The following is a 25,864-nucleotide window of genomic DNA, read 5'->3' on the forward strand; positions in this document are numbered from 1 at the left end:
CCTCTGATTGGCCCCGCCCCGCAGTCCCTGCGGTGGCCCCATGGCTGCGATGGTCTGAAGGCCCCGGAAACGCGCTCTCTGCGCGCCTCCGGGGCCTTTGTGCTGCCCGGGCGTTGCACGGGGTGCTTCCGGTGGTCACAGAGTGGTTGAGACCACTTGTGGTCATGTTCATTGAACTCCTAGCCTCCGTTGTGTTGTGCAGAGCGAAACCGCTATTGCATATGCTGCAACACCTTCGGAGGATGCCCGATGAAGCTCCCTGCCTCTGCCCGAATGACCGCCTCCGTGGCGGCACTTGTCCTCGCCGGGCTCACCGCCACCGCCTGCGCCCCGGGGACCTCCGACAGCAGCTCGACCACGGACGAGAAGAGCGGCACGCTGCGCGTCTGGCTCTTCCAGGAAGTCAACAACGCGCCGAAGCAGAAGGTCGTCGACGCCGCCGTCGACGCCTTCGAGAAGGCCCACGCGGGCACGAAGGTCACCGTCGAGTACATCCCCGTCGAGACCCGCGCGGAGAAGATGAAGGCGGCCTTCAACGACCCGAAGAGCGCCCCCGATGTCGTCGAGTACGGCAACACGGACACCGCCGGTTACGTCCACGACGGTGGACTCGCCGACATCACCGAGGAGTTCGGGGCCTGGGCCGAGGCGAAGGACACCGACCCGACCGCCAAGGAGGGCGTGACGGTCGACGGGAAGGTCTATGGAGCGCCGTTCTTCGTCGGCGTCCGGGCCCTCTACTACCGGACCGACATCTTCAAGGAGCTCGGCCTCGACGTGCCCAAGACGCAGGCCGAGTTGGCCGCGACCGCCAAGAAGATCCATAAGGCGAAGCCGGATCTGTACGGGATGGCGGTGGGCGGCACGTCCACGTACGCCGCGATGCCCTTCGTCTGGGCCAACGGCGGCGAGCTGGCCGTGGAGAAGGGCGGCGCCTACGAGTCCGCTATCGACAGCGCCGCCTCCCAGAAGGGCATCAAGGCCTACACCTCGCTCTTCGGTGACGACAACTGTCCCGCCGCCAAGTGCGCGGCCATGACCGGCAACGACGTCGTGACCGCTTTCGCGTCCGGCAAGGCGGCCATGGCGATCGGCGGCGACTTCAACCACGAGGCGGTCGAGGCGGGCAAGGTCAAGGGCAAGTACGCGGTCGTGCCGCTGCCGGGCGTCAAGGCGGGCGAGATCGCACCGGCCTTCGCGGGCGGCAACAACCTCGGCGTACTGAAGAGCACGTCGCACCGCACGCTCGCGGTCGAGTTCATGGAGCAGCTGGCGGGCAAGGAGAGCCAGGAGAAGCTCTTCGACGCGATGGGCTTCCTGCCGACCTACACGGACGTGCGCAACACCGTTGCCCAGAAGGAACCTTTCGTCGAGCCCTTCATCAAGACCCTGGACGCGGGCACCAAGTTCGTCCCCGCCTCGCCGGCCTGGGCGCAGATCGATGCGTCCCTGGTGCTGCCGAACATGTTCCAGGAGGTCATCACCGGCCGTAAGGACGTGGCGGCTGCCTCGGGCGACGCGGCGAAGAAGATGGACGACGCGTTTGGTTCCGTCGGATGACAGCGCCTACCAGCTCGGGGGGTACGGATCGTGTGCGGCTGCCGGTGGTCCGTGGCTGGTCGCGCAGTTCCCCGCGCCCCTTGGGGCGGCGTCGGGGCGCGCGGCGTCCAAGCTGGACTCCCTGGTTGTACCTCGCCCCCGCCCTCGTTGTCCTCGCCGGACTGCTGGTCTACCCGGTCTACCAACTCGGCCTGATCTCCTTCCTGGAGTACACGCAGGCGCAGGTCAGCGGTGGTGAACCGACCACCTTCCAGGGCTTCGGCAACTACGCGACGCTGTTCGCGGACGGCCAGTTCTGGCAGGTGCTGCTCACCACGGTGCTGTTCGCGGCCGCCTGCGTCGTGTCGACGCTGGCCGTCGGCTGCGCCCTCGCTGTGCTGCTCACGCGCGTACGCGCCGTGCCGCGGCTCGCCCTGATGCTGGCCGCGCTGGGCGCCTGGGCGACCCCCGCGATCACCGGCTCGACGGTGTGGATGTTCCTCTTCGACCCCGACTTCGGGCCCGTCAACAAGGTGTTCGGGCTCGGCGACTTCTCGTGGACGTACGGCCGCTACAGCGCCTTCGCGCTCGTCCTGCTCGAAGTGGTGTGGTGCTCCTTCCCGTTCGTGATGGTGACCGTCTACGCCGGCATCAAGGCCGTACCCGCAGAGGTGCTCGAGGCCGCCGCGCTGGACGGTGCGTCGCAGTGGCGCATGTGGCGCTCGGTGCTCGCGCCGATGCTGCGGCCGATCCTCACGGTCGTCACCGTCCAGTCCGTCATCTGGGACTTCAAGGTGTTCACGCAGATCTACGTGATGACGGGCGGCGGTGGAATCGCCGGCCAGAACCTGGTCCTCAACGTGTACGCGTACCAAAAGGCCTTCGCTTCCTCGCAGTACAGCCTGGGTTCGGCGATCGGCGTCGTGATGCTGCTGATCCTGCTCGCCGTCACGCTGGTCTATCTGCGGCTGCTGCGCAGGCAGGGGGAGGAGCTGTGAGCATGACGAGTTTCGTACGGGGTGCGGTGCGGCGGCCCTGGCGGCTTGCGGCCGAGGCGTCGGCACTGCTCATCGCGGTGATCGTGGCGTTTCCGCTGTACTGGATGGTGCTCAGCGCTTTCAAACCGGCCGGTGAGATCGAGTCGACCGAGCCCCGGCCGTGGACGCTGGACCCGTCCCTGGATTCCTTCCGGCGCGTCTTCGGGCAGCAGGAATTCGGCCGGTACTTCCTCAACAGCGTGGTCGTCGCGGTGACCGTGGTGGTCGTCTCCGCTCTGATCGCCTTTCTCGCGGCGACGGCGGTCACGCGATTCCGCTTCCGCTTCCGGACGACGCTGCTGATCATGTTTCTGATCGCGCAGATGGTGCCCGTCGAGGCCCTGACGATCCCGTTGTTCTTCCTGATGCGGGACTTCGGGCAGCTCAACACGCTGGGCTCGCTGATCCTGCCGCACATCGCCTTCTCGCTGCCGTTCGCGATCTGGATGCTGCGCGGGTTCGTGAAGGCGGTTCCGGAAGCGCTCGAGGAAGCCGCGTACATCGACGGGGCGAGCCGCACCCGGTTCCTCTGGCAGATCCTTTTCCCGCTGGTCTTCCCGGGGCTTGTGGCCACCAGCGTCTTCTCGTTCATCTCGACCTGGAACGACTTCCTCTTCGCCAAGTCCTTCATCATCAGCGACACGTCGCAGTCGACGCTGCCGATGGCCCTGCTCGTCTTCTTCAAGCCCGACGAGAACGACTGGGGCGGGATCATGGCGGCGTCCACGGTGATGACTATTCCGGTACTGGTCTTCTTCGTGCTCGTGCAGCGGCGGCTCGTGTCGGGCCTCGGCGGAGCGGTGAAGGACTGATGACATCCATGACATCCCACAGGAGCATCCGCATGGATCTGATTCCCGCGCCCGGTCATGTGTCCGGCCATGGCGACGACGTCTTCGTGCTCTGCTCCGAAACCCGCCTGGCCGCGGGCGATGGGGCGGAAGGCACGGAGCGGTGGCTGCGCTCCGCGCTCGGCGCCGCCACCGGATTTCCGCTGGCAGCGGGCTCGGGCGACAACGGCATCAGGCTGTCCCTGGACCCAGCGGTCACCGGGGAACTCGGCGCTGAGGGCTACCGCCTGACGGTCTCACCCGACAGCGTGGACCTGGTGGGCGGCGGACCCGCCGGGCTCTTCTGGGGCGCCCAGACCCTCAGGCAGCTGCTCGGACCCGACGCGTACCGGCGCGCCCCGCTCCCTGGACGGGAGTGGCGGCTGCCGGTCACCCGCATTGAGGACGCCCCCCGCTTCGCCTGGCGCGGCCTCATGCTCGACGTCTCACGGCATTTCATGCCCAAGGACGGCGTCCTGCGCTACCTCGACCTGCTCGCCGCGCACAAGCTCAACGTCTTCCACTTCCATCTCACCGACGACCAGGGCTGGCGCATCGAGATCAAGCGCCACCCGAGGCTGACCGAGACCGGATCGTGGCGCGCGCGCACGAAGATCGGCCACCGCGCCTCACCGCTGTGGGAGGAGAAGCCGCACGGCGGCTACTACACGCAGGACGACATCCGCGAGATCGTCGCCTACGCCGCGGAGCGGCATATCACCGTCGTGCCCGAAATCGACATCCCGGGACACTCGCAGGCCGCCATCGCCGCGTACCCCGAACTCGGCAACACCGACGTCATCGACACCAACTCCCTCTCCGTCTGGGACACCTGGGGCATCTCCGCCAACGTACTCGCCCCCACTGACACCACCCTCCGCTTCTACGAAGGGGTCTTCGAGGAGCTCCTGGAGCTCTTCCCGTCCACGTTCGTCCACGTCGGCGGCGACGAGTGCCTCAAGGACCAGTGGAAGCGGTCGCCGGCCGCACAGGCCCGCATCAAGGAACTGGGGCTCGCCGACGAGGACGAGCTGCAGTCGTGGTTCATCCGGCACTTCGACAGCTGGCTCGCCGCGCGCGGGCGACGCCTCATCGGGTGGGACGAGATTCTTGAGGGCGGCCTGGCTCCTGGAGCGGCTGTGTCGTCCTGGCGCGGCTACCAGGGCGGCATCACCGCCGCCCGCGCCGGCCACGACGTCGTCATGTGCCCCGAGCAGCAGGTCTACCTCGACCACCGCCAGGCGGGCGGCGACGACGAACCGATGCCCATCGGATACGTACGCACCCTCGAGGACGTCTACCGCTTCGAACCCGTACCGCCGCAGCTCTCACCCGACGAGGCGCGGCACGTCCTCGGCGCCCAGGCCAACGTCTGGACCGAGGTGATGGAGAACCAGGCGCGCGTGGACTACCAGACCTTCCCTCGTCTGGCCGCCTTCGCCGAGGTCGTTTGGTCCCGGCTGCCCGCCCCGGCCGACCGCGACTTCACGGACTTCGAGCAGCGGATGGCCGCCCACTACCGGCGGCTCGACGCCCTGGGCGTCGGCTACCGCCCGCCCACCGGCCCCCTGCCGTGGCAGCGCCGCCCGGCCCCCGAGGGAATGACGGCGGCCAGTCTCGGACGCCCGATCGAGGGGGCGCCCCCGAACGTGTGAGGCGACCCCAGGAGGTTCACCGGCGGCGGCCGCTGCTGGGAGCGTGGGTCCATGACGGAAAATCCACCCAAGAGGCATGGAAGGGTGTCAATTCGAGCCGACGGGCGAGGTTGTGCGATATCAGGACCATCGCCTTGACAGAGGAGGAATGACTCCTAGCGGACCCCCGCGTCGGGCCTGCGGAAAGATGTGCCAGAGTTGCCACGTCCGGCCTGTGAGCACGTACCGTACGGCAACACAGGTGGACCAGGTGGACAGCGGGAAGGGGCAGCCGGTTTGACCACGCACGCACCGCAGGCGGCGCAGTCCGTGACGCTGCCGGGCTCCCTGGACGAGGCCGTGGCGGCCCTGACCGCCATGCCCGCCGCGGTGCCCGTGGCGGGCGGCACCGACCTGATGGCCGCCGTCAACTCCGGTCTGCTGCGGCCCGCCGCGCTCGTCGGACTCGGCCGGATCAGCGAGATCCGCGGCTGGCAGTACCAGGACGGTCATGCGCTGCTCGGCGCGGGCCTCACCCACGCGCGCATGGGCCGCCCGGACTTCGCGGCCCTCATCCCCGCCCTCGCCGCCGCCGCGCGCGCCGCCGGCCCGCCCCAGATCCGCAACGCCGGCACGCTCGGCGGCAACATCGCGACCGCAGCCCCGACCGGCGACGCGCTGCCCGTCCTGGCCGCCCTGGAAGCCACGCTGATCATCGCGGGCCCGGACGGCGCCCGCCGCGAGCTCCCCGTCTCGCACCTGCTCGCCGGTATGGAGATGCTGCGCGCGGGCGAACTCATCGGGTACGTGCGCGTGCCGCTCTTGCACGCCCCGCAGGTCTTCCTGAAGGCGACCGGGCGGACGGGGCCCGGGCGCGCGACCGCGTCCGTCGCCGTGGTCCTCGACCCGGCCAGACGGGGCGTACGGTGCGCCGTGGGCGCCGTCGCACCGATGCCGCTGCGGCCGCTGGAAGCCGAGCAGTGGGTCGCCTCGCTCATCGACTGGGACGGGGAGCGGGCGCTGGTGCCCGAGGCGCTGACGGCGTTCGGCGAGTACGTCGCCGCCGCGTGCATTCCGGACCCGGCACCGGCGGAGGACGGCACCCCGCAGCAGTTGCCGCCCGCCGTACTGCACCTGCGGCGTACCGTTGCCGTGCTGGCCCGACGAGCACTGGGGAGGGCGCTGTCGTGACCGACCACCACGACGACCAGGGAAACGGCGGCCCGACAGGTGTGCCGGGCGCCTGGGAGCCGCTTCCCCAGGGCGAGTACGACTCGGACGCGACGGCGTTCGTGACGCTCCCCGAGGGGGGCATCGACGGCTACACCGGCAGCCCGCTCGCGGCGCCCGGACACGGCTTCGTGCCGCCGCCCATAACGGTCGCTCCGGCGGCGGGCGGGGCGACCGATCCGGCGGCCACGGGCACGTGGCTCATGCCGGGCGCGGTGCAGGGCGGCGCCGGGCATGCCCAGACGGACGCAACCGGGCATGTGCAGACCTCGCAGTGGCCGGAGTCGGACGCCGGGGCGGGCGTGGGGACGGGAGCGGCCGCGGCAGCCGACCACGCGCCGCAGGCCGCGCAGGACCCGTACGGCGCGCAGCACTTGTACGGCAGCCAGGACTCGTACGGTGGGCAGGACTCGTACGGGGCACAGGACCCGCACGCCGTCATCCGCGAGCCGTTCTCGTACGACCACGGGATGACTGGGCAGTGGTCCTTCGCCGAGCCGGAAGAGGCCCAGGCGGGGTCGGGGTCGTCCGACGTGACCGGACAGTGGTCGATCCCCGTCGCTGAAGGGGACCTTCCGGACGAGTCCGGCGAGTTCACCACCTCGGCGCTCGCCTCCCAGTGGGGCGGCACGCCCCCAGCGACCCTCCCGGGCGGTGCGCCCGCGCCATGGGCGACGGGGGCCGACGCGGGGCAGTCGTGGAGCGGCCGGGCGGAGGCCGGGGACCACACCCTGGCGGCCCTGCACCCCGGCCACCCTGCGGAGTCCGAACAGGGCTTCACTTCCACCGATTTCGGGGGCGCCGGCGCCGGTCACCCGGAGACCGGGATGCCTGCCGCGGTGGCAGAGCCGACCGGCGACGAGTCACCCGTGGTCTCCCGGGAAGCGACTCCGGAAGCGGCACCCCAGGCATCGGCCGACTCCTCAGCCCCGGAACCCTCCGCATCGGATGCGGCTCACTCGGACCACACCCATGCGGCAGGGCACACGGCTCCAGCCGAGCATGCGACTTCGGCAGAGCACGCGGCTGCGGCCGAGCACGCGGCTTCGGCCGATGACGCGGTCGCGGCCTCCAGGGGCGTCCACGCGCCCAGCGACCCGGTGGCCTCCGGCGACCCGTCGGAGGCCGCGGATGCATCAGCGGACCACGAGCCCGCCGCCGACCCCGCGAATGCCGACCCCGCGAATGCCGACTTCGCGGATGCCGACTCCGCCGAAGACGCCCCGCAGGCCCGTCCCGGCGGCCCCGCCGACGGTGCCGAGGCCGAGGCACCCCCGGCCCCCCACGACGAGCACCCCCTCGCCTCCTACGTCCTGCGCGTGAACGGGACGGACCGCCCCGTCGCCGACGCCTGGATCGGTGAGTCGCTGCTCTACGTGCTGCGCGAACGGCTCGGTCTGGCCGGCGCCAAGGACGGCTGCGCACAAGGCGAGTGCGGCGCCTGCAACGTCCAGGTGGACGGGCGGCTCGTCGCCTCCTGCCTGGTGCCCGCGGCCACCGCCGCCGGAAGCGAGGTGCGCACCGTGGAGGGCCTGGCCGGCGACGGGCAGCCCTCCGACGTCCAGCGGGCGCTGGCCCGCTGCGGCGCGGTGCAGTGCGGTTTCTGCGTACCGGGCATGGCGATGACCGTCCACGACCTGCTCGAAGGAAACCCCGCGCCCTCCGAGCGCGAGACCCGGCAGGCGCTCTGCGGCAACCTGTGCCGCTGCTCCGGCTACCGGGGCGTCCTGGACGCTGTACGCGAGGTCGTCGCCGAGCGCCAGGCGTCCGCCGAGGCCGCGGAGGCGGAGGCCGAGGCCCAGGCGGAAGCAGACACGGAAGCGGATGCGGAAGCCGCGGCCGGATCCGCCGAGGTGCGCATCCCGCACCAGGCGGGCCCGGGCGCCGGCGGCGTCAACGCGGCGGCACACGAAGCGCAAGCGGCGTACGACGACCAGGCGCAAGGGCAGTACGACGACCGCGCGCCAGGACCGTACGACGACCAGGACGGAGGCACGGCATGAGCAACGACGCCGCAGCCGCCACCGCGACAACGCCCACCGGCACGACCGCGCAGCCCGCCGCGACCTCAGAGGTGCGGCAGCACGGCATCGGCGCCTCGCTCCCCTCCGCGCACGGCCGGGCCAAGACGGAGGGCACCTTCCCGTACGCGGCCGACCTGTGGGCCGAGGGCCTGCTCTGGGCCGGCATCCTGCGCTCCCCGCACCCGCACGCCCGTATCGTCTCGATCGACACCACCCACGCGCGCGAGATGCCCGGTGTCCGCGCGGTCGTCACGCACGAGGACGTGCCGGGCGCCGCCGTGCACGGCCGCGGCAGCGCGGACCGCCCCGTCTTCGCCTCCGAGGTCGTACGCCACCACGGCGAGCCCATCGCCGCCGTCGCCGCCGACCATCCCGACACGGCCCGGATGGCGGCAGCCGCCATCATCGTCGAGTACGAAGCACTCGACCCGGTGACCGACCCGGAGAAGGCCTTCGAGGCCGAACCCCTGCACCCCGACGGCAACCTGATCCGCCACATCCCGCTGCGCCACGGCGACCCGGAGGCGACGGGCGAGATCGTCGTCGACGGCCTGTACCGCATCGGCCGCCAGGACCCGGCGCCGATCGGCGCGGAGGCCGGACTCGCCGTGCCCCGTCCGGACGGCGGCGTCGAGCTGTACGTGGCCTCCACCGACCCGCACGCCGACCGCGACAGGGCGGCCGCGGTCTACGGCCTCGACCCGGAACGCGTGAAGGTCGTCGTCACCGGCGTGCCCGGAGCGACCGCCGACCGCGAGGACCCCGGCTTCCAACTGCCGCTCGGCCTGCTGGCGCTGAAGACCGGCTGCCCGGTGAAGCTCACCGCCACCCGCGAGGAGTCCTTCCTCGGCCACGCCCACCGCCACCCCACGCTGCTGCGCTACCGCCACCACGCGGACGGCGAGGGCCGCCTCGTCAAGGTCGAGGCGCAGATCCTGCTCGACGCGGGCGCGTACGCGGACACCTCGTCGCAGGCGCTGGCCGCCGCCGTCTCCTTCGCCTGCGGGCCGTACGCCGTCCCCAACGCCTTCATCGAGGGCTGGGCTGTCCGCACGAACAACCCGCCGTCCGGCCATGTGCGCGGTGAGGGCGCGATGCAGGTCTGCGCCGCCTATGAGGCGCAGATGGACAAGCTCGCGAAGAAGCTCGGCATCGACCCGGCGGAGCTGCGGCTGCGCAACGTCATGTCGACCGGCGACGTCCTGCCGACCGGCCAGACAGTCACGTGCCCGGCGCCGGTGGAAGAACTCCTCACAGCAGTACGGGACTTCCCGCTGCCCCCGCTGCCCAAGGACAGCCCCGAGGACGAGTGGGTCCTGCCGGGCGGCCCTGAAGGCGCGGGCGAACCGGGCGCCGTGCGCCGCGGCGTCGGCTACGGCCTCGGCATGGTGCACATGCTGGGCGCCGAGGGCACCGACGAGGTTTCCACGGCCACCGTGCGGGTCCAGGAAGGCGTCGCGACGGTCCTGTGCGCCGCCGTCGAGACCGGCCAGGGCTTCTCGACGCTCGCCCGGCAGATCGTCCAGGAGACGCTCGGGATCGACGAGGTGCACGTGGCGTCCGTCGACACCGACCAGCCGCCCGCCGGGCCGGGCTGCCGCGGCCGCCACACCTGGGTGTCGGGCGGCGCGGTGGAACGCGCCGCCAAGATGGTCCGTACGCAGCTGCTGCAGCCGCTCGCCCACAAGTTCGGGATGTCGGCGGAGCTGCTCCAGATCACGGACGGCAAGATCACCTCGTACGACGGAGTGCTGTCCACGACCGTCACCGAGGCCATGGAGGGCAAGGAGCTGTGGGCCACCGCCCAGTGCCGCCCGCATCCGACGGAGCCGCTCGACGACTCGGGCCAGGGCGACGCGTTCGTCGGCCTCGCGTTCTGCGCGATCCGCGCGGTGGTGGACGTGGACATCGAGCTGGGGTCGGTACGGGTCGTCGAACTCGCGGTCGCCCAGGACGTCGGCCGCGTCCTCAACCCCGCCCAGCTGAAGGCCCGTATCGAGGCGGGCGTCACGCAGGGCGTCGGCGCGGCGCTCACGGAGAACCTGCGCACCCCGCGCGGCCTGGTCCGCCACCCCGACCTCACGGGCTATGCGCTGCCGACCGCGCTCGACGCCCCGGACATCCGCATCGTGAAGCTGGTCGAGGAGCGGGACGTGGTGGCCCCCTTCGGGGCCAAATCGGTCAGCGCGGTGCCCGTGGTCACGTCCCCGGCGGCGATCGCCTCGGCCGTACGGGCCGCGACCGGGCGTCCCGTGAACCGGCTGCCGATCCGGCCGCAGGCCGCGGTGGTGACGGCCCAGTGAACGCGCCGGAGCCTCCTCGGTACGAACCGTCGCCCAGCGCCGGGAAGTTGCTGGTGTGGATCATGGTGTTCGTCCTGGCGGCGATCGCCGTCGTGCTCGGTGGCGTGTACCTCACCTGAGGCGCGGGGTCGTCCTGGTCACCGGTGTGATGGCCGCCGGCAAGTCGACGTTCGCCCAGGCGCTGGCGGAGCGACTGCCGCGGGCCGTCCACGTGCCCGGGGATCTCTTCCGCCGCATGCTGTGCTTTCCCGGGGGACACCCCCGGACTCCCGGCTCTCAGGCCGCGAGGAGTACGGGCCCGAGGCGGGTGCGGAGGCCGAGGCTCAGCTGCGGCTCCGCTACCGGCTGTCGGCGCTGACGGCGGACGAGTACGCGAAGGCCGGGTTCACGGCGGTCGTGCAGGACGTGGTCCTGGGCAAGGACCTGAGGTCGTACGTCGCGTCGGTCCGCACTCGCCCGCTGTACGTCGTGGTGACGGTGGACGCGATTCTGTCGGGACGGGACGGTGCCCGGGTGGGGTGACGGCGTCGGGGCGGGGCGTTGTCAGTGGTGGGTCGTAGGGTTCTTGAGCAGTGGGACGGCCGTGGGCGGCCGTGGCCGGAGGTGTCGTCTGCACGGGTGCACGGGTGCACGGGTGCAGGGGCGCAGGGGTGCTCGGCTGCATGGGTGCATGGGTGCATGGGTGCATGGGGGAGTCATGAGCAAGACCGTTACAAATGCCACTACAACCGCTATGAGTGCCGTGACCGCTATGAGTGCTGTCACCGGCGTGATCGCCGCGCTCGAGGGAGAGCTGCGTCAGAGCTCGGGCTCGGACCTTGCGCTCGACCTGCCGCAGCGGCTCCTGAACGAGGAGTTCGGGCCCGGCGCGGTGATGCGCTTCGAGGACGTCGACTTTCCGCGGGCCCTCACCCACGAGCCGACCCGCCGCTTCCTGAAGGACGTCGGACTGCCCGAGGACGGCTTCGTGTTCCAGCTGGACACGGACGTGCCGCTGCCGACGCTCGCCGAGTACTACGCGGACGACCGGCTCGGTGCCCCGGCGGACGGTGTTCTCCCGGAGCGGGCGTCGCAGCTGATCCGCCTCGGGCGCCTCGCCGAGGGCACGGACCTCGTCGTCGACGGATCGACCGGCGCGGTCCTCGGCTGGCGCGTGCGGGACGCCACTCCGCGCCCGCTCGACGCCGAAATATCCGCTGCCGACATATCCACGGTCGACATATCCACGGCCGACATATCCACGCTGGTCTGGACGCTGTGGCTGATGCACCGGCATCACAGGGGTCGGCGGCCCCAGCAGGTGATGAGCGGGGCGGTGGTGACGTCCAGCTCCTCTTCGCGCAGGGCCAAGTGCCGGTCGATCTCCGGGTCGGTGGCCGGCCCGCCCGCCACCAGCTGCTCGCGGAGCTGACGCACGGTCGCGGCCTCCAGCTCCCGGCAGGGCGGCGAGGTGAGGGGAGAGTAGCCCTCGGCTCGGACGTCCCGCAGCCCGGCGCCGCGCATCAGGCCAGCAGGGAGCGGCCGGAGGCGAGGTCCGCACCGCGCTGGGCGAGCAACGCGCGGAAGCCGCCCTCACTCCGGCCGGGGACCGGCATGGGCGCTGGCCGCGCGGATCGCTGCTCTCGCCGCCCCTTCGACCAGCGAGATCCCGCCCCCCATCGACGCGTTGCCGCCGCTGAGGACCGAGACCAGATACCGGCGTCCGCGCACCGTGACCTGCCCGATGCTGTTGATGGCCCACAGCCCGGTGGTGTTCCGCCGGAGCCAGCCGTTCTTGAGGGCCCACCGGGAGCCTGCCGCCGACACTCCCCAGTCCTGGTCCTCCGTGATCTGGCCCATCAGCTCTTGGATGTAGGCACGGGATGCCTGGTTCAGCCCCTGGGACGAGCGGGCGGAGGCCGCCGACCCTCGGGCGAACACCGCGCGCAACAGCCTGACCTGGTCCTTCGCTGTGGTCTGGGTGAGTCCCCAGCGGTTGCCGGGGCCGCCCTCTGTCGAGGCAAGCCCCAGCCGCTTGTTCGCCGCGCCGAGACCTTCCGCCTTGCCGATCGCCCGCCAAAGGAGGTTCGCCGCGCCATTGTCGCTCGTCCGGATCATCGCCTCGGCGTGCCGGCGCTCCGCGGCTGTCAGGTCGCGGTCTTCGTCCTGCGCCTGGAGCAGGAGCGTCGCGAGGATGTCCACCTTGATGATGCTCGCCGTGTCGAACGTCGCATCGTCCCCGTACGAGGCGATCTCCCGGTCGACGCCGTCCAGGTCGAGCACCGACACCGCCAGCCGCGTGTCGCCGTCCGGCAGGACCGGCTTGAGGGCCCGCGCGAGAGCCGCGCCGAGCTTCTCGCGCGGCGGCGCCGGCAGTACTGGACGCGTCGGTCGCCGTACTGGTGGCGACACCGCCAGTACGGCGGCCGACGCGTCCATCCGCGTGGAGGACGGCTGCGCCTCGTGACGGGTGCCGGCGGAGGAACAGACGGCAAGCGACGCCACGACTGCTGTGGCCGCGCAGACCCTCAGCGCGTACGGGTGGAGGCCGACGGGAACGAGGCGGCCGCGGTGTTCCGCGCTGTGGCGTCTGTGCTTCTCATACGCCGTATGCGTCCAGTTGAGCTGTCCATAGGGCACGGCGGGCAGGCCTCGGCATTCCTGGGGAGAGAGACGACGAGAAAGCCGAAGATATGACAAATCGGCCGCTGTGGCGGTGACCGTCACGGCAGGCGTGTCGTGCCCCGCTGGACACTGCGACGGACGAACGAAAGGGCGGCACCCCTTCGGGGATGCCGCCCTTTCGTTCTGTCTGTTCAAGACGGTAGAAGCCGTGATCGGAATCGAACCGACGTAACTCGCTTTGCAGGCGAGCCCCTAATCCACTCGGGCACACGGCCTTGCCGGAATTTCCGGACCGTGGGGAGCATCCGGAATTCTGGATTTCTTGCCTCGGGTTCGACGTCTCGAACTCGATGTCTCGACGGTAAGCGGCGGCTCGCGAGGCGCTCAAGGGACGCGGGCGGTCTGCAATGGGACTGCCATACGGCGTTCATAGAGGGACACATTCCGCCGGGGGAGGAGGGGAGGGGGAGCGGATGGACGCGGCCGAGAAGGCCTAGGACCAAGGAACCAGCCGGTCAGGGTCTCCGGACAGGAGCCATCCCAGGCTGCGGCCCTTACTGTGGCGGACATGACCGCCCTGGAACCGCGCGACACCGAGGTCGCCGAGACTGCCGTAGTCGCTACCGGCGCCGATCCGGCCGATGCCGTCGGCGGGGGAGGCGGGGGAGCCGGAGACGACGGCCCCGGCGGCGTGCTCGGCCGCCCCCACCGCGCCCTCAGCATCGGCATCGTCTCCGTCGTGCTGCTGATCGCCTTCGAGGCGACAGCGGTAGGCACCGCGATGCCCGTGGCCGCGGCCGACCTGGACGGCGTCTCGCTCTACGCGTTCGCGTTCTCGGGGTACTTCACGACGAGCCTGTTCGGGATGGTGCTGTCCGGCCAGTGGGCCGACCGACGCGGGCCGCTGGCGCCGCTGACGGCAGGCATCGCCGGGTTCGCGGCAGGGCTGCTGCTGTCCGGCACGGCGGGCGCCATGTGGCTGTTCATCCTGGGCCGGGCGGTGCAGGGGCTCGGCGGCGGGCTGGTGATCGTCGCGCTGTACGTGGTCGTGGGCCGCGCCTACCCGGAGCGGCTGCGACCGGCGATCATGGCGGCGTTCGCGGCGAGCTGGGTGGTCCCGTCCGTGGTCGGCCCGCTGGCCGCCGGCGCGGTGACCGAACACCTCGGCTGGCGATGGGTGTTCCTCGGCATCCCGGTACTCGTCGTGCTTCCGCTGGCCCTCGCCCTGCCGCAGATACGGCGCAGGGCGTCCAGGCCGCCGGAAGGGGCGGTGCCGACGGCCTTCGACGGACGGCGCATACGGCTGGCGCTCGGTATCTCGCTCGGTGCAGGGCTGCTCCAGTACGCAGCCCAGGACCTGAGGTGGCTCTCGCTCGCCCCTGCTGTGGCCGGTACGGCACTGCTGGTCCCGGCCGTCCTCGGCCTCCTTCCGCACGGCACCTGGCGGGCGGCCCGCGGCCTGCCGTCCGTGGTGCTGCTGCGCGGCATAGCAGCGGGGTCCTTCATCGCGGCGGAGTCGTTCGTACCGCTGATGCTGGTGACCCAGCGCGGGCTGTCGCCCACGCTCGCCGGGATGTCCCTTGCTGCGGGCGGTGCGACCTGGGCGCTGGGCAGCTGGGTCCAGGCCCGTCCGCGCGTGGAGCCCCACCGGGAACGGCTGACGGTCTTCGGCATGGTGCTGGTCGCGGCGGGGATCGCGGTGGCGCCGAGCGTGCTGATACCGGCGGTGCCCGCCTGGACCGTAGCCGTCGCCTGGGCCTTCGGATGCTTCGGCATGGGGCTGGTGATCTCCTCCACCAGCGTGCTCCTGCTGAAGCTCTCTCCACCGGAGGAGGCGGGAGCGAACTCCGCGGCGCTGCAGATCTCGGACGGCCTGTCCAACGTCCTCCTGCTGGCTGCGGGCGGCGCGGCCTTCGCGGCGCTCGGCGGCGGCACGGTGGGCGCCGCGGCATCGCTCGCCCACGGCGCGGCCGACGCGGCACAGGGTTCGCACCCGGCGGCGTTCGCGGCGGTGTTCCTGCCGATGGCGGCGGTGGCACTGGTGGGGGCGTGGGTGGCTACGCGGCTGGGCGCACCCGTGTCGGCTCGGCTCCCGCAGGAGTGAACCGCCGGAAAACGGAGTGAGGCGATGACGGCCGCACGCTAGGTTCGCGCCATGCACGAGCTGACTCTCGCCCTCACCGAACCCGAGTGGGCGACGCTCCAGGACTACGTCGACGCAACGGAGCGCACTCCGGAAGAGGTCGCGCGCGAGGTCCTGATCCGGCACCTCCACCGGGAAGGCGATCTGGTCCGGCACATCGCAGAGCGCATCGCCGACAGCCACGGCGAGCTGCTTCGGAGGCTCGGCGAGTGAGCCGGACGCGTTGTCTCACCGTCGCCGAGGTGTCCGAGATCGCCCGTCTGGCGTTCGGCGGCCGTCCCCCCGAAGTACGCGCGCCAGGGCTGCTGGAATCAGCCGTGCACCGGCCGCGGGCGCGCATGTATGGCAGGTCCGCCCATCAGGACCGGTATGAGCAAGCGGCCGCGCTGCTCCATGCCATCGCCACGAATCATCCGCTCGTCGACGGCAACAAGCGCACCGCATGGCTGTCGGCCGCCACGTTCCTCGAGGCCAACGGCATCGACCTGACCCTCGCCGATCAGGACGCCGCATACGACCTCGTCGTCGATGTCGCTTCCGGCGAGGTGCGGGATCTGGGGCTGATCGCAGCCCGGTTGAGGGAGCTGTGACCCATGTCGCATTCGGGGGCAAAGCGGCTGAGCTTGCCCCTGGGACCGATGAGGCCCCCGGTAAGGTGGCCCGGTTGTCATACGTAGTCGACGTCGACTGACCCCAAGCGCCGAGCGACCCGAACCGGAGACCGTGACTACCACCGCCAGCACCAGCTCCTCCTCGCACCACCTTTCTCCCGCCTTCCCCGGCCGTGCCCCCTGGGGTACGGCCAACAAGCTGCGTGCCTGGCAGCAGGGGGCGATGGAGAAGTACATCCAGGAGCAGCCGCGCGACTTCCTCGCCGTCGCCACGCCCGGCGCCGGCAAGACGACCTTCGCGCTCACCCTGGCGTCCTGGCTGCTGCACCACCACGTCGTGCAGCAGGTCACGGTGGTCGCGCCGACCGAGCATCTGAAGAAGCAGTGGGCCGAGGCCGCGGCGCGGATCGGGATCAGGCTCGACCCGGAGTACAGCGCGGGACCGCTGGGCCGCGAGTACCACGGCGTCGCCGTCACCTACGCGGGCGTCGGCGTCCGCCCCATGCTGCACCGCAACCGCGTCGAACAGCGCAAGACCCTCGTCATCCTCGACGAGATCCACCATGCCGGTGACTCCAAGTCCTGGGGCGAGGCGTGCCTCGAGGCCTTCGAGCCCGCGACCCGGCGTCTCGCGCTCACCGGTACGCCGTTCCGGTCCGACACCAACCCGATCCCCTTCGTGACGTACGAGGAGGGGAACGACGGGATCCGCCGGTCGGCCGCCGACTACACGTACGGATACGGCAGCGCCCTCGGTGACGGCGTCGTCCGGCCCGTCATCTTCCTCTCCTACAGCGGCAACATGCGCTGGCGCACCAAGGCGGGTGACGAGATCGCGGCGCGGCTCGGCGAGCCGATGACCAAGGACGCGATCTCCCAGGCCTGGCGGACGGCCCTCGATCCGCGCGGTGAGTGGATGCCGAGCGTGCTGCGCGCCGCCGACCAGCGCCTGAGCGAGGTACGCAAGGGCATACCGGACGCGGGCGGGCTCGTCATCGCATCCGACCAGGACTCGGCCCGCGCGTACGCCAAGCTGATCCGCCAGATCACCGGCACCAAGGCCACCCTGGTCCTCTCGGACGACGCGGGTGCCTCGGACCGGATCGACGAGTTCAGCAACAACCAGGACCGCTGGATGGTCGCCGTCCGCATGGTGTCGGAGGGCGTCGACGTGCCGCGGCTGGCGGTCGGCGTGTACGCGACGACCATCTCGACGCCGCTGTTCTTCGCCCAGGCCGTCGGACGCTTCGTGCGCTCCCGCCGCCGCGGCGAGACCGCGTCCGTCTTCCTGCCCACCATCCCCGACCTCCTCGGCTTCGCGAACGAGATGGAGGTCGAGCGCGACCACGTCCTCGACAAGCCGAAGAAGGAGGGCGAGGAGGACCCGTACGCCGAGTCCGAGAAGGAGATGGACGAGGCGAACAAGCAGCAGGACGAGGACACGGGGGAGCAGGACATGCTCCCGTTCGAGGCGCTGGAGTCCGACGCCGTGTTCGACCGGGTGCTGTACGACGGCGCCGAGTTCGGCATGCAGGCGCACCCGGGGAGCGAGGAGGAGCAGGACTACCTCGGGATTCCCGGGCTCCTCGAGCCCGATCAGGTCCAGATGCTGCTCCAGAAGCGGCAGGCGCGGCAGATCGCGCACAGCCGCAAGAAGCCCGCCGAAGAGGCCGATCTCCTGGAACTCCCCGCCGAGCGGCGGCCCGTGGTCTCGCACAAGGAGCTGCTGGAGCTGCGCAGGCAGCTCAACACGATGGTGGGGGCGTATGTCCATCAGAGCGGCAAGCCGCACGGAGTGATCCACACGGAGCTGCGCCGGGTGTGCGGCGGGCCGCCCAGCGCGGAGGCCACGGCGGGGCAGCTGAGGCAGCGGATCGCGAAGGTTCAGGAGTGGGCTACGCGTATGCGGTGACGCTGCCGCTGGGCTCCCGGTGGTAGGGCACCCGACGTTTTGAGGGCGCCCGCCTTCGTGGGTTGTGCCCACCCTCCCCCAGCTACCGCTGGGAGGCGCCCCCAGCCCTGCGGAACGGTTGCCCACAACGGCATACCCCGCCAGGACCACGGACTTTTCGGGCAAATCTGGCCTTGGTGTGGAGCTACTGACCGGATTCTGGACGGTGTCTTCCGCTCACCGGACCGGATCGCTACTGTCCCCGGCAACGCGCACGCTTCGTGGCAGCGCCGCCGCGGAGCGCAGCCGGTGCCCAACCCGGGTCGTCCCGGGCCGCTTGCAGACCGGCGGCTCCTGACCGCGTCGCCGAGGGACCGGTGGCGCATCCGCCGTGAGGGGCCGTCGACCCTCACCACTAAGGAGTGGGCGTCGTGACCGCGGAGACCTCCCAGACGCTCGACCGGGGACTTCGTGTCCTCAAGCTGCTCGCCGAAACCGACCACGGCCTCACCGTCACCGAGCTCTCCAACAAGCTCGGCGTGAACCGCACGGTCGTGTACCGGCTCCTCGCCACACTCGAACAGCACGCCCTCGTACGCCGCGATCTCGGCGGCCGGGCGCGTGTCGGGCTCGGCGTGCTCGGCCTGGGGCGCCAGGTCCACCCGCTGGTGCGCGAGGCCGCGCTGCCCGCGCTGCGGTCGCTCGCCGAGGACATAGGCGCGACCGCGCATCTCACGCTGGTCGACGGCTCCGAAGCGCTCGCCGTCGCGGTCGTCGAGCCGACGTGGACCGACTACCACGTGGCGTACCGCGCGGGGATCCGGCACCCGCTGGACCGGGGGGCCGCCGGGCGGGCCATCCTCGCCGCGCGCCAGGGGGTGACGAACGGGCCCGGGTACACGCTCGCCCATGGGGATCTGGAAGCGGGGGCGAGTGGGGCGGCCGCGCCGCTGACCGGGGTCACCGGGATCGAGGGCAGTGTCGGTGTCGTGATGCTGTCGGACTGTGTGCCGGAGCGGGTCGGGCCGCGTGTCGTGGACGCGGCCCGGGAGGTCGCGGACGCCCTTCGGTGACGCCCGCCCACGGGCCAGGTTCGCCGTATCCTCAGCCCGCCGCGGCCGCGGCCCTGAGTCCGCCCAGCGTCCGCAGCTGCAGCCACAGCACCAGGCGTTCGTCCTCGGCGTCCGGTGCGAGCCGACGTTTTGCGGCGCCCGCCGTCGTGGTGCTGTGCCCACCCTCCCCCAGCTAACGCTGGGAGGTGCCCCCAGCCCTGCGGAACGATTGCCCACAGCGGTGCGGAACGCCTGCCCACAGCGGTGCGGTACGCCTGCCCGCAGCGGTGGGGTCCGCCCTGCGGAAAGCCTGCCCACAGCGGTGACGTTACATTGGCACCGTGCTCTCTCGTCTCTCCCGTCCCAAGGCCGTCGCCGTCTGTGCCGCCCCCGTCGTGGCTCTGCTCGCGAGCGCGGTCGTCGCGCCGCTGCCGTTCGCCGTGGCGCAGCCCGGGATGACGGCCGACGTGCTCGGCGAGAACAAGGGCAAGCCGGTGATCACCATCACGGGGGCGCCCACGCGCGACACCAGCGGGCAGCTGCGCATGACGACCATCGCGGCGACCGGCCCGGACGTGGATGTGCGGCTCGGCAACGTGCTCGACGGCTGGTTCCGCACGGACCAGGCCGTGATGCCGCGCGACGCGGTCTACCCGAGCGGGGAGAGCACCAAGGAGATCGAGCAGCACAACGCGGAGGAGATGCGGAAGTCGCAGGACGCAGCGACCGAGGCCGCCCTGTCGTATCTCGGTGAGGACCCGGACGACGTCAAGGTGAAGCTCGAGCTCGCGGATGTCGGCGGCCCCAGCGCCGGGCTGCTGTTCTCGCTGGGCATCATCGACAAGCTCGACGGCGACGGCGCCGGAGGCGATCTCACCGGCGGCCGCACCATCGCGGGTACCGGCACGATCGACGCGGAGGGCACGGTCGGCGCGGTCGGCGGCGTCGCCCTCAAGACCCAGGCCGCCAAGCGCGACGGGGCCACGGTCTTCCTGGTGCCGCAGGCCGAGTGCGCGGACGCCAAGGCGGAGCTGCCGGAGGGCATGCGGCTCATCCCGGTGACGACCCTGAAGGCGACCGTCGAATCGCTGCGCGCCCTGGAGAAGGGCGGCTCGGTCCCCAGCTGCTGATGCCAGCGGACTTGACCCTCACCTCTCCTTGACGAAGCCCTCCTGCACCATCCACTCCAGCGCGACCAGATGCGGGTCCTGCCCCTCGACGTCCACTTTCGCGTTGAGTTCCTGGGCCACCGTGTTGTTGAGCTTCTTGGTGATCGGATCGAGGATGGCCGGGATCGCCGGGTACTTCTCCAGCGTCTTGGTGTTGATCGACGGTGCCGCGTTGTAGTTGGGGAAGAAGTGCCTGTCGTCCTCCATCACTGTCAGGTTCATCGCCTTGATGCGGCCGTCGGTGGTGAAGACCTCGCCGAACGTGCACCTTCCGTCGGCGACCTGGGTGTAGATGATCCCGGTGTCCATTTTGGTGATGTTGGACGAGGGAATGTCCATCCCGTACTCCCGCTGCATGCCCGGGAGCCCGTCCTGGCGGGATGCGAACTCGCCCTCCACGCACAGCGTCACGGCCTTCGGGTCCTTCTTCGCCAGCGCCGCAACGTCCGAGAGCGTCCTCGAGCCGTACTTCTTGAGGTTGGCCTGGTTGGTCGCCAGCGCATAGGTGTTGTTGAGCTCGGCAGGCGGCAGCCAGGTCAGGCCGTTCTTCAGGTCGGCGTCCCGTACGGCCTGCCACTGCTTCTGGGGATCGGGGATCGGATCGGAGTTGCCCTGGTGCGTGATCCACGCCGTGCCCGTGTACTCGTACATCGCGTCCGCGTCGCCGTTCTTGACGGCCTCGCGGGCACCGATCGAGCCCTGGATGCCGGTGCGGTCCAGGACGTTCGCGCCGGCCGCCTGGAAGGCGATGCCCATGATGGCGCCCAGGATCAGCTGCTCCGTGAACTCCTTGGAGGTCACGGTCAGATCCGCGCCCTCGAGCGGCTTGCCCTGCCCGATCGAGCCGGGCTCCACGTCGTCGGTCATGGGGGAGCCGCTCGCGAGGCCGCACCCTGCCAGCAGCGCACCGGCCACCAGGACGGCGGCCACTCCGCGCATCCTCCGGCGCGCCCCTACGCGCATCTGTCGCCGCCTCACCGTCGCACCTCCAGACCCCGCGGGCGCAGCACCAGTTCGGCCAGCGACGCCAGCCAGTCGACGAGCAGCGCGAGCGCGATCGTCAGGACCGAGCCGAGCATCAGCACCGGCATCCGCTGGCCGGTGATGCCGGTGCTGATCAGGTCGCCGAGCCCGCCGCCCCCGCCGAACGTCGCGAGCGTCGCCGTGCCCACGTTCAGCACCAGCGCCGTCCGCACGCCGGCCAGGATCAGCGGGACGGCCAGCGGCAGTTCGACCTTCGCCAGCACGCCGAGCGGCGACATGCCGATGCCGCGGGCCGCCTCCAGAAGCGTCGGGTCGTTGGCCTTCAGGCCCGCGATGGTGTTGGACAGCACCGGCAGCACGGCGTAGATGATGATGCCGATCAGCGCGGCCTTCTGGCCGATGCCCAGCCAGATCACCAGCAGCGCGAGCAGGCCGATCGCCGGGGTGGCCTGGCCGATGTTGGCGAGCGCGACGGCGAAGGGCGCCGCCTTGCGCATCCTCCCGCGGGTCAGGAGGATGCCCAGCGGGATCGCGATGATCAGTACGAAGAAGGTGGAGATCACCGTCAGCGCCACGTGCTGGCGCAGGCGCAGCCACACCACACCGTCCGCCAGGGCGTTCCTGGAGATGGGGTCCAGGTCGGCGGTGGCGAACCAGATCCAGGTGGCGAGCAGCACGGCCATGACCACCGCGGGCAGATACGTGAGCTTCTGCCAGGTCACCCGGGCCGGTTCGCGGGCACGCACCGCCGCGGCGCCCAGCGTCTGCTGCTCGGCCGCGCGCTCCTCCCGCGCCAGGAGTTCCTCGTAGTCCCGCTCGCCGTCGGACAGCCCGGTGCCGGGCGCCTCGTCCTTGGGAAGCGTCGTGTCGCGGTCCTTCGGAAGCCTCGGGCCCCTGGGAGGCTTCGTGCCGCGGTCGCCGGGAACGCGCTTCACGCCCTCGCCCCTCCGCCGTCGCCCTCCTGGTCCGCGTGCGTCTGGTCGGCGCGGGCCTCCTCGAGCTGGTGCTGGTGCTCGATGGCGTCGAGCCGGTCGGCTTCCAGGAGCTCGTGGACGGAGTTCATCAGCGTCTCCATGTCGACGACGCCCTCGTACTCGCCGCGCCGCCCGGTGACCGCGACCCGCCCCGTGTTGTCGGTGAGGACGGCCTCCAGCGCGTCCCGCAGCGTCGCGTCCCGCGTCACCGTGTCGGCCACGAGCGTCCCCGCCCGCGCCAGCGACCCCTTGGCGCGCATCAGGTCGCCGCGGCGCAGCCACTTGTAGGGGCGGCCCCGCTTGTCGAGCAGCAGGATCTCGTTCGTACTGCCCGAACGGAGCTTGTCGAAGACGTCCTGCAGCGGATCGTCGATCTTGACCGTCGGATAGTCGGTGATCTCCACATCGCGTACGCGCGTCAGGTTCAGCCGCTTCAGGGCCGCACCCGCGCCCACGAAACCCGACACGAAGTCGTCCGCCGGGTTCGTCAGGATCGCCTCCGGCGTGTCGAACTGGGCGATGCGCGAGCGTTCGCGCAGCACCGCGATGCGGTCGCCGAGCTTGATGGCCTCGTCGAAGTCGTGCGTGACGAAGACGATCGTCTTGTGCAGCTCGCGCTGGAGCCGGATCAGCTCGTCCTGGAGGTGGTCGCGGGTGATCGGGTCGACGGCGCCGAACGGCTCGTCCATCAGCAGGACGGGCGGATCGGCCGCCAACGCCCGCGCCACGCCCACGCGTTGCTGCTGGCCGCCGGAGAGCTGGCGCGGGTAGCGGCCGTGGAACTCGCCCGGGTCGAGGCCGACGAGGTCCAGCATCTCCTCGACCCGGGCATCGATCTTCGACTTCGGCCAGCCGACCATCTTCGGTACGAGCGCGATGTTCTGAGCGACCGTCATATGCGGGAACAGGCCGGAGGCCTGGATCGCGTACCCGATCTTGCGGCGCAGCTTCACCGGGTCCATGTGCGTGACGTCCTCGCCGGCGATCCTGATGCGGCCGCCCGTCGGTTCGATCAGCCGGTTGATCATCTTGAGCGTCGTGGACTTCCCGCAGCCCGAAGGGCCGACGAAGATGACGATCTCGCCGGCCTTGATCTCCATGTTGACGTTGTCCACGGCCGGGGCGGCGCTGCCGGGATAGCGCTTGGTCAGGTTCTCCAGCTCGATGGTGGCGCCCGTCTTGCCGTGGTCCGCGGCGGCGCCCGCCGGGACCGGTTCACCGGTCGCTCTGGGGTCCGTCGCGGTACCTGGAGTCTCAGACACGGATCCCCCTCGGGATGGTCAGCCGTCCGATCAGGACGTACGCGGCGTCGAACAGCAACGCGAGGACGATGATCCCGAGCGTGCCCGCGAGCACCTGGTTGAGCGCGTTCGCGCTGCCCAGGGACGCGATGCCGCGGAAGATCTCGTTGCCGAGACCGGGCCCGGACGCATACGCGGCGATGGCGGCGATGCCCATCAGCATCTGCGTGGAGACCCGGATGCCCGTCAGGATCGGCGGCCACGCCAGCGGCAGCTCGATCCGCAGCAGCCGGGCCACCCGCGACATCCCGATGCCCTTCGCCGCGTCGACGAGCGTCGGGTCGACACCGCGCAGCCCGACGATGGAGTTGCGCACGATCGGCAGCAGCCCGTACAGCGTCAGCGCGATCACCGTCGGCGCCACGCCCAGGCCCACGACCGGGATCAGCAGACCGATCATGGCGAGGGACGGGATGGTCAGAATCGTGGACGTCGTGAGCGTGGCCAGGTTCCCCGCCCACTCGCTGCGGTACGTGGCGACGCCGATCAGCACTCCCAGGACGGTCGCGACGACCATGCACTGGAAGACCGCGGAGGCGTGCTGGTACGCGTCCGTGAGCAGCTGCTCGTGGGTGCTGCGCACGAAGTCCCAGAAGTTCACCTGACCTCACTCACCCTGCCGGCCGCCGTCCGGTGTGCTGCCCGTCCTGCCCTGGGCACCGTCCGGTGCCCGCGTCAGGAGTCTCCCGACGCCTGTTCCACCAGCGGGATGATCCGCAGCGGAACGGGATTTTCCATGACGATCGCCGTGGAAGCCCGGACGATGCCATCAAAACCCACAACCCGGTCGATCACACGTTGGAGGTCTGCGTTCGACCGGGCCACCAGGCGGCACAGCATGTCCCCGCTGCCCGTCGTCGTGTGCAGCTCGAGCACCTCGGGGACGGTCGCCAGATGCGTCCTGACCTCGGCTCCTTGCCCTTGCCGGATCTGCAGCGTCGCAAAGGCCGTGACCGGGTAGCCGAGCGCCGCCGGGTCCACCTCGGGGCCGAATCCGCGGATGACTCCATTCGCCTGAAGACGGTCCAAACGGGCCTGGACGGTGCCGCGCGCGACGCCCAGCCTCCGCGAGGCCTCCAGGACCCCGATCCGGGGTTCTCGGGCGAGCAACACGATGAGCCTGCCGTCCAGATGATCGATCGCCATGCCGGCCTCCGATGGTGGTCATCCTGTACAGAACGCCCGGCCATCCTGGCTTCCAGGTGGCCACATTGACCAGCAAAACTGCGAACTGTTGCGCACCTTGTGGGGCGGGAGGAGCCTGCTGCCATGGCAGCCACATCTGCACCTCTCTACTCCACCCCGGCCACCGCACGCGAGGCCGACCCCTTCCCGGTGAAGGGCATGGACGCGGTCGTCTTCGCCGTCGGCAACGCCAAGCAGGCGGCCCACTACTACTCCACGGCGTTCGGCATGAAGCTCGTGGCGTACTCAGGACCGGAGAACGGCAGCCGCGAAACGGCGAGCTACGTCTTGGAGAACGGCTCCGCGCGCTTCGTCCTGACCTCGGTCATCAAGGCATCCACCGACTGGGGCCGGTTCCTCGCCGGGCATGTCGCCGAGCACGGAGACGGCGTGATCGACCTCGCCATCGAGGTCCCGGACGCCTACGCCGCCTACGCGTACGCGATCGAGCATGGTGCCCGGGGCCTCGTCGAGCCGCACGAGATCAAGGACGAGCACGGCACAGTCGCGCTCGCGGTCATCGCCACCTACGGCAACACCCGCCACACGCTCGTCGACCGCTCCGGCTACGACGGCCCCTACCTGCCCGGGTTCGTCGCCGCCGACCCGCTCGTCGAGCCCCCGGCCCGCCGCACCTTCCAGGCCATCGACCACTGCGTCGGCAACGTCGAACTCGGCCGCATGAACGACTGGGTGGCCTTCTACAACAACGTCATGGGCTTCACGAACATGAAGGAATTCGTGGGCGACGACATCGCCACCGAGTACTCGGCGCTGATGTCGAAAGTCGTCGCCGACGGCACCCTCAAGGTCAAGTTCCCGATCAACGAACCGGCCGTCGGCAAGAAGAAGTCGCAGATCGACGAGTACCTGGAGTTCTACGGCGGCCCCGGCGTCCAGCACATCGCGCTCGCCACGAACGACATCGTCGAGACGGTACGCACGATGCGCGCCGCGGGCGTCCGGTTCCTGGACACCCCCGACTCGTACTACGACACGCTCGGCGAGTGGGTCGGCGACACCCGGGTGCCCCTCGAGACCCTGCGCGAGCTGAAGATCCTCGCCGACCGCGACGAGGACGGCTACCTGCTGCAGATCTTCACGAAGCCGGTCCAGGACCGCCCGACGGTGTTCTTCGAACTCATCGAACGCCACGGCTCGATGGGCTTCGGCAAGGGCAATTTCAAGGCCCTCTTCGAAGCAATCGAAAGGGAACAGGCAAGGAGGGGCAACCTGTAGGAGCTCCTGCTGTGGGGCCGCGTACCGCACCGCTGTGGGCAGCCGCCCCACCCCGCTGTGGGCAATCGTTCCGCAGGGCTGGGGGCACCTCCCAGCGGTAGCTGGGGGAGGGTG

Annotated in this window: 22 protein-coding genes, 1 tRNA gene and 1 pseudogene; 17 read left to right on the forward strand and 7 right to left on the reverse strand. The window is 70.7% G+C overall.

The features are described 5' to 3' along the window. Positions 1 to 273: 273 nt before the first annotated feature. From STSP_RS07295 to STSP_RS07335, 10 genes and pseudogenes are all read left to right on the forward strand, one after another. A complete protein-coding gene (locus tag STSP_RS07295; protein WP_408646241.1) occupies positions 274 to 1,560 on the forward strand; it encodes an extracellular solute-binding protein in 1,287 nt (428 codons plus the stop codon). Then, positions 1,557 to 2,537 carry a carbohydrate ABC transporter permease gene (locus STSP_RS07300; protein ID WP_067273710.1) on the forward strand — a complete coding sequence of 327 codons (981 nt, stop codon included), beginning with the start codon at positions 1,557 to 1,559 and terminating at the stop codon, positions 2,535 to 2,537. Before STSP_RS07295 ends, STSP_RS07300 begins: the two co-directional genes overlap by 4 nt. A 2-nt stretch (positions 2,538 to 2,539) precedes the next feature. After that, positions 2,540 to 3,388 (forward strand): carbohydrate ABC transporter permease, encoded by an 849-nt coding sequence (locus STSP_RS07305; protein ID WP_067273712.1) that lies wholly within the window; start codon positions 2,540 to 2,542, stop codon positions 3,386 to 3,388. Between the two features lie 32 nt (positions 3,389 to 3,420). Further along, complete coding sequence (locus tag STSP_RS07310; RefSeq protein ID WP_198547287.1) at positions 3,421 to 5,061, forward strand: beta-N-acetylhexosaminidase; 1,641 nt, start codon at positions 3,421 to 3,423, stop codon at positions 5,059 to 5,061. 276 nt (positions 5,062 to 5,337) lie between these two features. Then, entirely contained in the window at positions 5,338 to 6,231 is an 894-nt protein-coding gene (locus tag STSP_RS07315) for an FAD binding domain-containing protein (protein WP_067273718.1), read from the forward strand. Beyond that, positions 6,228 to 8,273, forward strand: a complete 2,046-nt coding sequence (locus tag STSP_RS07320; protein WP_067273721.1) for a 2Fe-2S iron-sulfur cluster-binding protein — start codon at positions 6,228 to 6,230, stop codon at positions 8,271 to 8,273. Before STSP_RS07315 ends, STSP_RS07320 begins: the two co-directional genes overlap by 4 nt. After that, positions 8,270 to 10,597: a xanthine dehydrogenase family protein molybdopterin-binding subunit gene (locus STSP_RS07325; RefSeq protein WP_067273724.1), complete on the forward strand. Its 2,328-nt coding sequence runs from the start codon at positions 8,270 to 8,272 to the stop codon at positions 10,595 to 10,597. The genes STSP_RS07320 and STSP_RS07325 overlap by 4 nt, the downstream gene beginning before the upstream one ends. Further along, the gene (locus tag STSP_RS40730; protein ID WP_269801030.1) at positions 10,594 to 10,716 is read left to right on the forward strand and encodes a hypothetical protein; all 123 of its coding nucleotides are present in this window, start codon (positions 10,594 to 10,596) and stop codon (positions 10,714 to 10,716) included. Before STSP_RS07325 ends, STSP_RS40730 begins: the two co-directional genes overlap by 4 nt. A 29-nt stretch (positions 10,717 to 10,745) precedes the next feature. Beyond that, positions 10,746 to 11,071: pseudogene (locus STSP_RS07330) on the forward strand (phosphotransferase); the annotation flags it as partial. 277 nt (positions 11,072 to 11,348) lie between these two features. Continuing rightward, positions 11,349 to 12,008, forward strand: coding sequence for an SUKH-4 family immunity protein (locus tag STSP_RS07335; protein WP_067273727.1), 660 nt, complete (start codon positions 11,349 to 11,351; stop codon positions 12,006 to 12,008). A 161-nt stretch (positions 12,009 to 12,169) separates the two neighbouring features. On the opposite strand, the gene STSP_RS07340 is transcribed toward STSP_RS07335, so the two are convergent. Together STSP_RS07340 and STSP_RS07345 are read right to left on the reverse strand one after the other, a co-directional pair. After that, the gene (locus STSP_RS07340; protein ID WP_332835350.1) at positions 12,170 to 13,216 is read right to left on the reverse strand and encodes a serine hydrolase; all 1,047 of its coding nucleotides are present in this window, start codon (positions 13,214 to 13,216) and stop codon (positions 12,170 to 12,172) included. A gap of 188 nt (positions 13,217 to 13,404) precedes the next feature. Continuing rightward, positions 13,405 to 13,476: transfer RNA gene (locus tag STSP_RS07345), tRNA-Cys, on the reverse strand. 293 nt (positions 13,477 to 13,769) lie between these two features. Between STSP_RS07345 and STSP_RS07350 the strand changes: the two genes are divergently transcribed. The 6 genes from STSP_RS07350 (at position 13,770) to STSP_RS07375 (ending at position 20,028) form a co-directional block, all read left to right on the forward strand. Then, the gene (locus STSP_RS07350; RefSeq protein ID WP_067273729.1) at positions 13,770 to 15,305 is read left to right on the forward strand and encodes an MFS transporter; all 1,536 of its coding nucleotides are present in this window, start codon (positions 13,770 to 13,772) and stop codon (positions 15,303 to 15,305) included. A 51-nt stretch (positions 15,306 to 15,356) separates the two neighbouring features. Next, the gene (locus STSP_RS07355) at positions 15,357 to 15,557 is read left to right on the forward strand and encodes a hypothetical protein (RefSeq protein ID WP_067273732.1); all 201 of its coding nucleotides are present in this window, start codon (positions 15,357 to 15,359) and stop codon (positions 15,555 to 15,557) included. Further along, on the forward strand, positions 15,554 to 15,934 hold the full coding sequence (locus STSP_RS07360) for a type II toxin-antitoxin system death-on-curing family toxin (protein ID WP_067273734.1): 381 nt from the start codon (positions 15,554 to 15,556) through the stop codon (positions 15,932 to 15,934). The genes STSP_RS07355 and STSP_RS07360 overlap by 4 nt, the downstream gene beginning before the upstream one ends. A gap of 133 nt (positions 15,935 to 16,067) precedes the next feature. Beyond that, positions 16,068 to 17,867 carry a DEAD/DEAH box helicase gene (locus tag STSP_RS07365; protein WP_067273736.1) on the forward strand — a complete coding sequence of 600 codons (1,800 nt, stop codon included), beginning with the start codon at positions 16,068 to 16,070 and terminating at the stop codon, positions 17,865 to 17,867. Between the two features lie 410 nt (positions 17,868 to 18,277). After that, positions 18,278 to 18,919: an IclR family transcriptional regulator gene (locus STSP_RS07370; RefSeq protein WP_067273738.1), complete on the forward strand. Its 642-nt coding sequence runs from the start codon at positions 18,278 to 18,280 to the stop codon at positions 18,917 to 18,919. A 320-nt stretch (positions 18,920 to 19,239) separates the two neighbouring features. Continuing rightward, positions 19,240 to 20,028, forward strand: a complete 789-nt coding sequence (locus STSP_RS07375) for a S16 family serine protease (protein ID WP_067273741.1) — start codon at positions 19,240 to 19,242, stop codon at positions 20,026 to 20,028. Between the two features lie 18 nt (positions 20,029 to 20,046). Here STSP_RS07375 and STSP_RS07380 read toward each other — a convergent pair whose 3' ends face one another. The 5 genes from STSP_RS07380 to STSP_RS07400 form a co-directional block, all read right to left on the reverse strand. Then, on the reverse strand, positions 20,047 to 21,006 hold the full coding sequence (locus STSP_RS07380; protein WP_198547288.1) for a glycine betaine ABC transporter substrate-binding protein: 960 nt from the start codon (positions 21,004 to 21,006) through the stop codon (positions 20,047 to 20,049). Positions 21,007 to 21,041: 35 nt separating this feature from the next. Further along, on the reverse strand, positions 21,042 to 21,881 hold the full coding sequence (locus STSP_RS07385) for an ABC transporter permease (protein ID WP_078066965.1): 840 nt from the start codon (positions 21,879 to 21,881) through the stop codon (positions 21,042 to 21,044). A 101-nt stretch (positions 21,882 to 21,982) separates the two neighbouring features. After that, complete coding sequence (locus STSP_RS07390) at positions 21,983 to 23,287, reverse strand: betaine/proline/choline family ABC transporter ATP-binding protein (protein ID WP_078066955.1); 1,305 nt, start codon at positions 23,285 to 23,287, stop codon at positions 21,983 to 21,985. Then, positions 23,280 to 23,927 carry an ABC transporter permease gene (locus STSP_RS07395; RefSeq protein ID WP_067273745.1) on the reverse strand — a complete coding sequence of 216 codons (648 nt, stop codon included), beginning with the start codon at positions 23,925 to 23,927 and terminating at the stop codon, positions 23,280 to 23,282. Before STSP_RS07395 ends, STSP_RS07390 begins: the two co-directional genes overlap by 8 nt. A gap of 74 nt (positions 23,928 to 24,001) precedes the next feature. Next, positions 24,002 to 24,472 (reverse strand): Lrp/AsnC family transcriptional regulator, encoded by a 471-nt coding sequence (locus tag STSP_RS07400; protein ID WP_067273748.1) that lies wholly within the window; start codon positions 24,470 to 24,472, stop codon positions 24,002 to 24,004. Positions 24,473 to 24,595: 123 nt separating this feature from the next. Here STSP_RS07400 and hppD point away from each other — a divergent pair, with 123 nt between their 5' ends. Then, on the forward strand, positions 24,596 to 25,750 hold the full coding sequence (hppD, locus tag STSP_RS07405) for a 4-hydroxyphenylpyruvate dioxygenase (RefSeq protein ID WP_067273749.1): 1,155 nt from the start codon (positions 24,596 to 24,598) through the stop codon (positions 25,748 to 25,750). The last annotated feature ends 114 nt before the right edge of the window (positions 25,751 to 25,864 follow it).

It is taken from the genome of Streptomyces jeddahensis (assembly GCF_001642995.1).
Classification (GTDB): Bacteria; Actinomycetota; Actinomycetes; order Streptomycetales; family Streptomycetaceae; genus Streptomyces; species Streptomyces jeddahensis.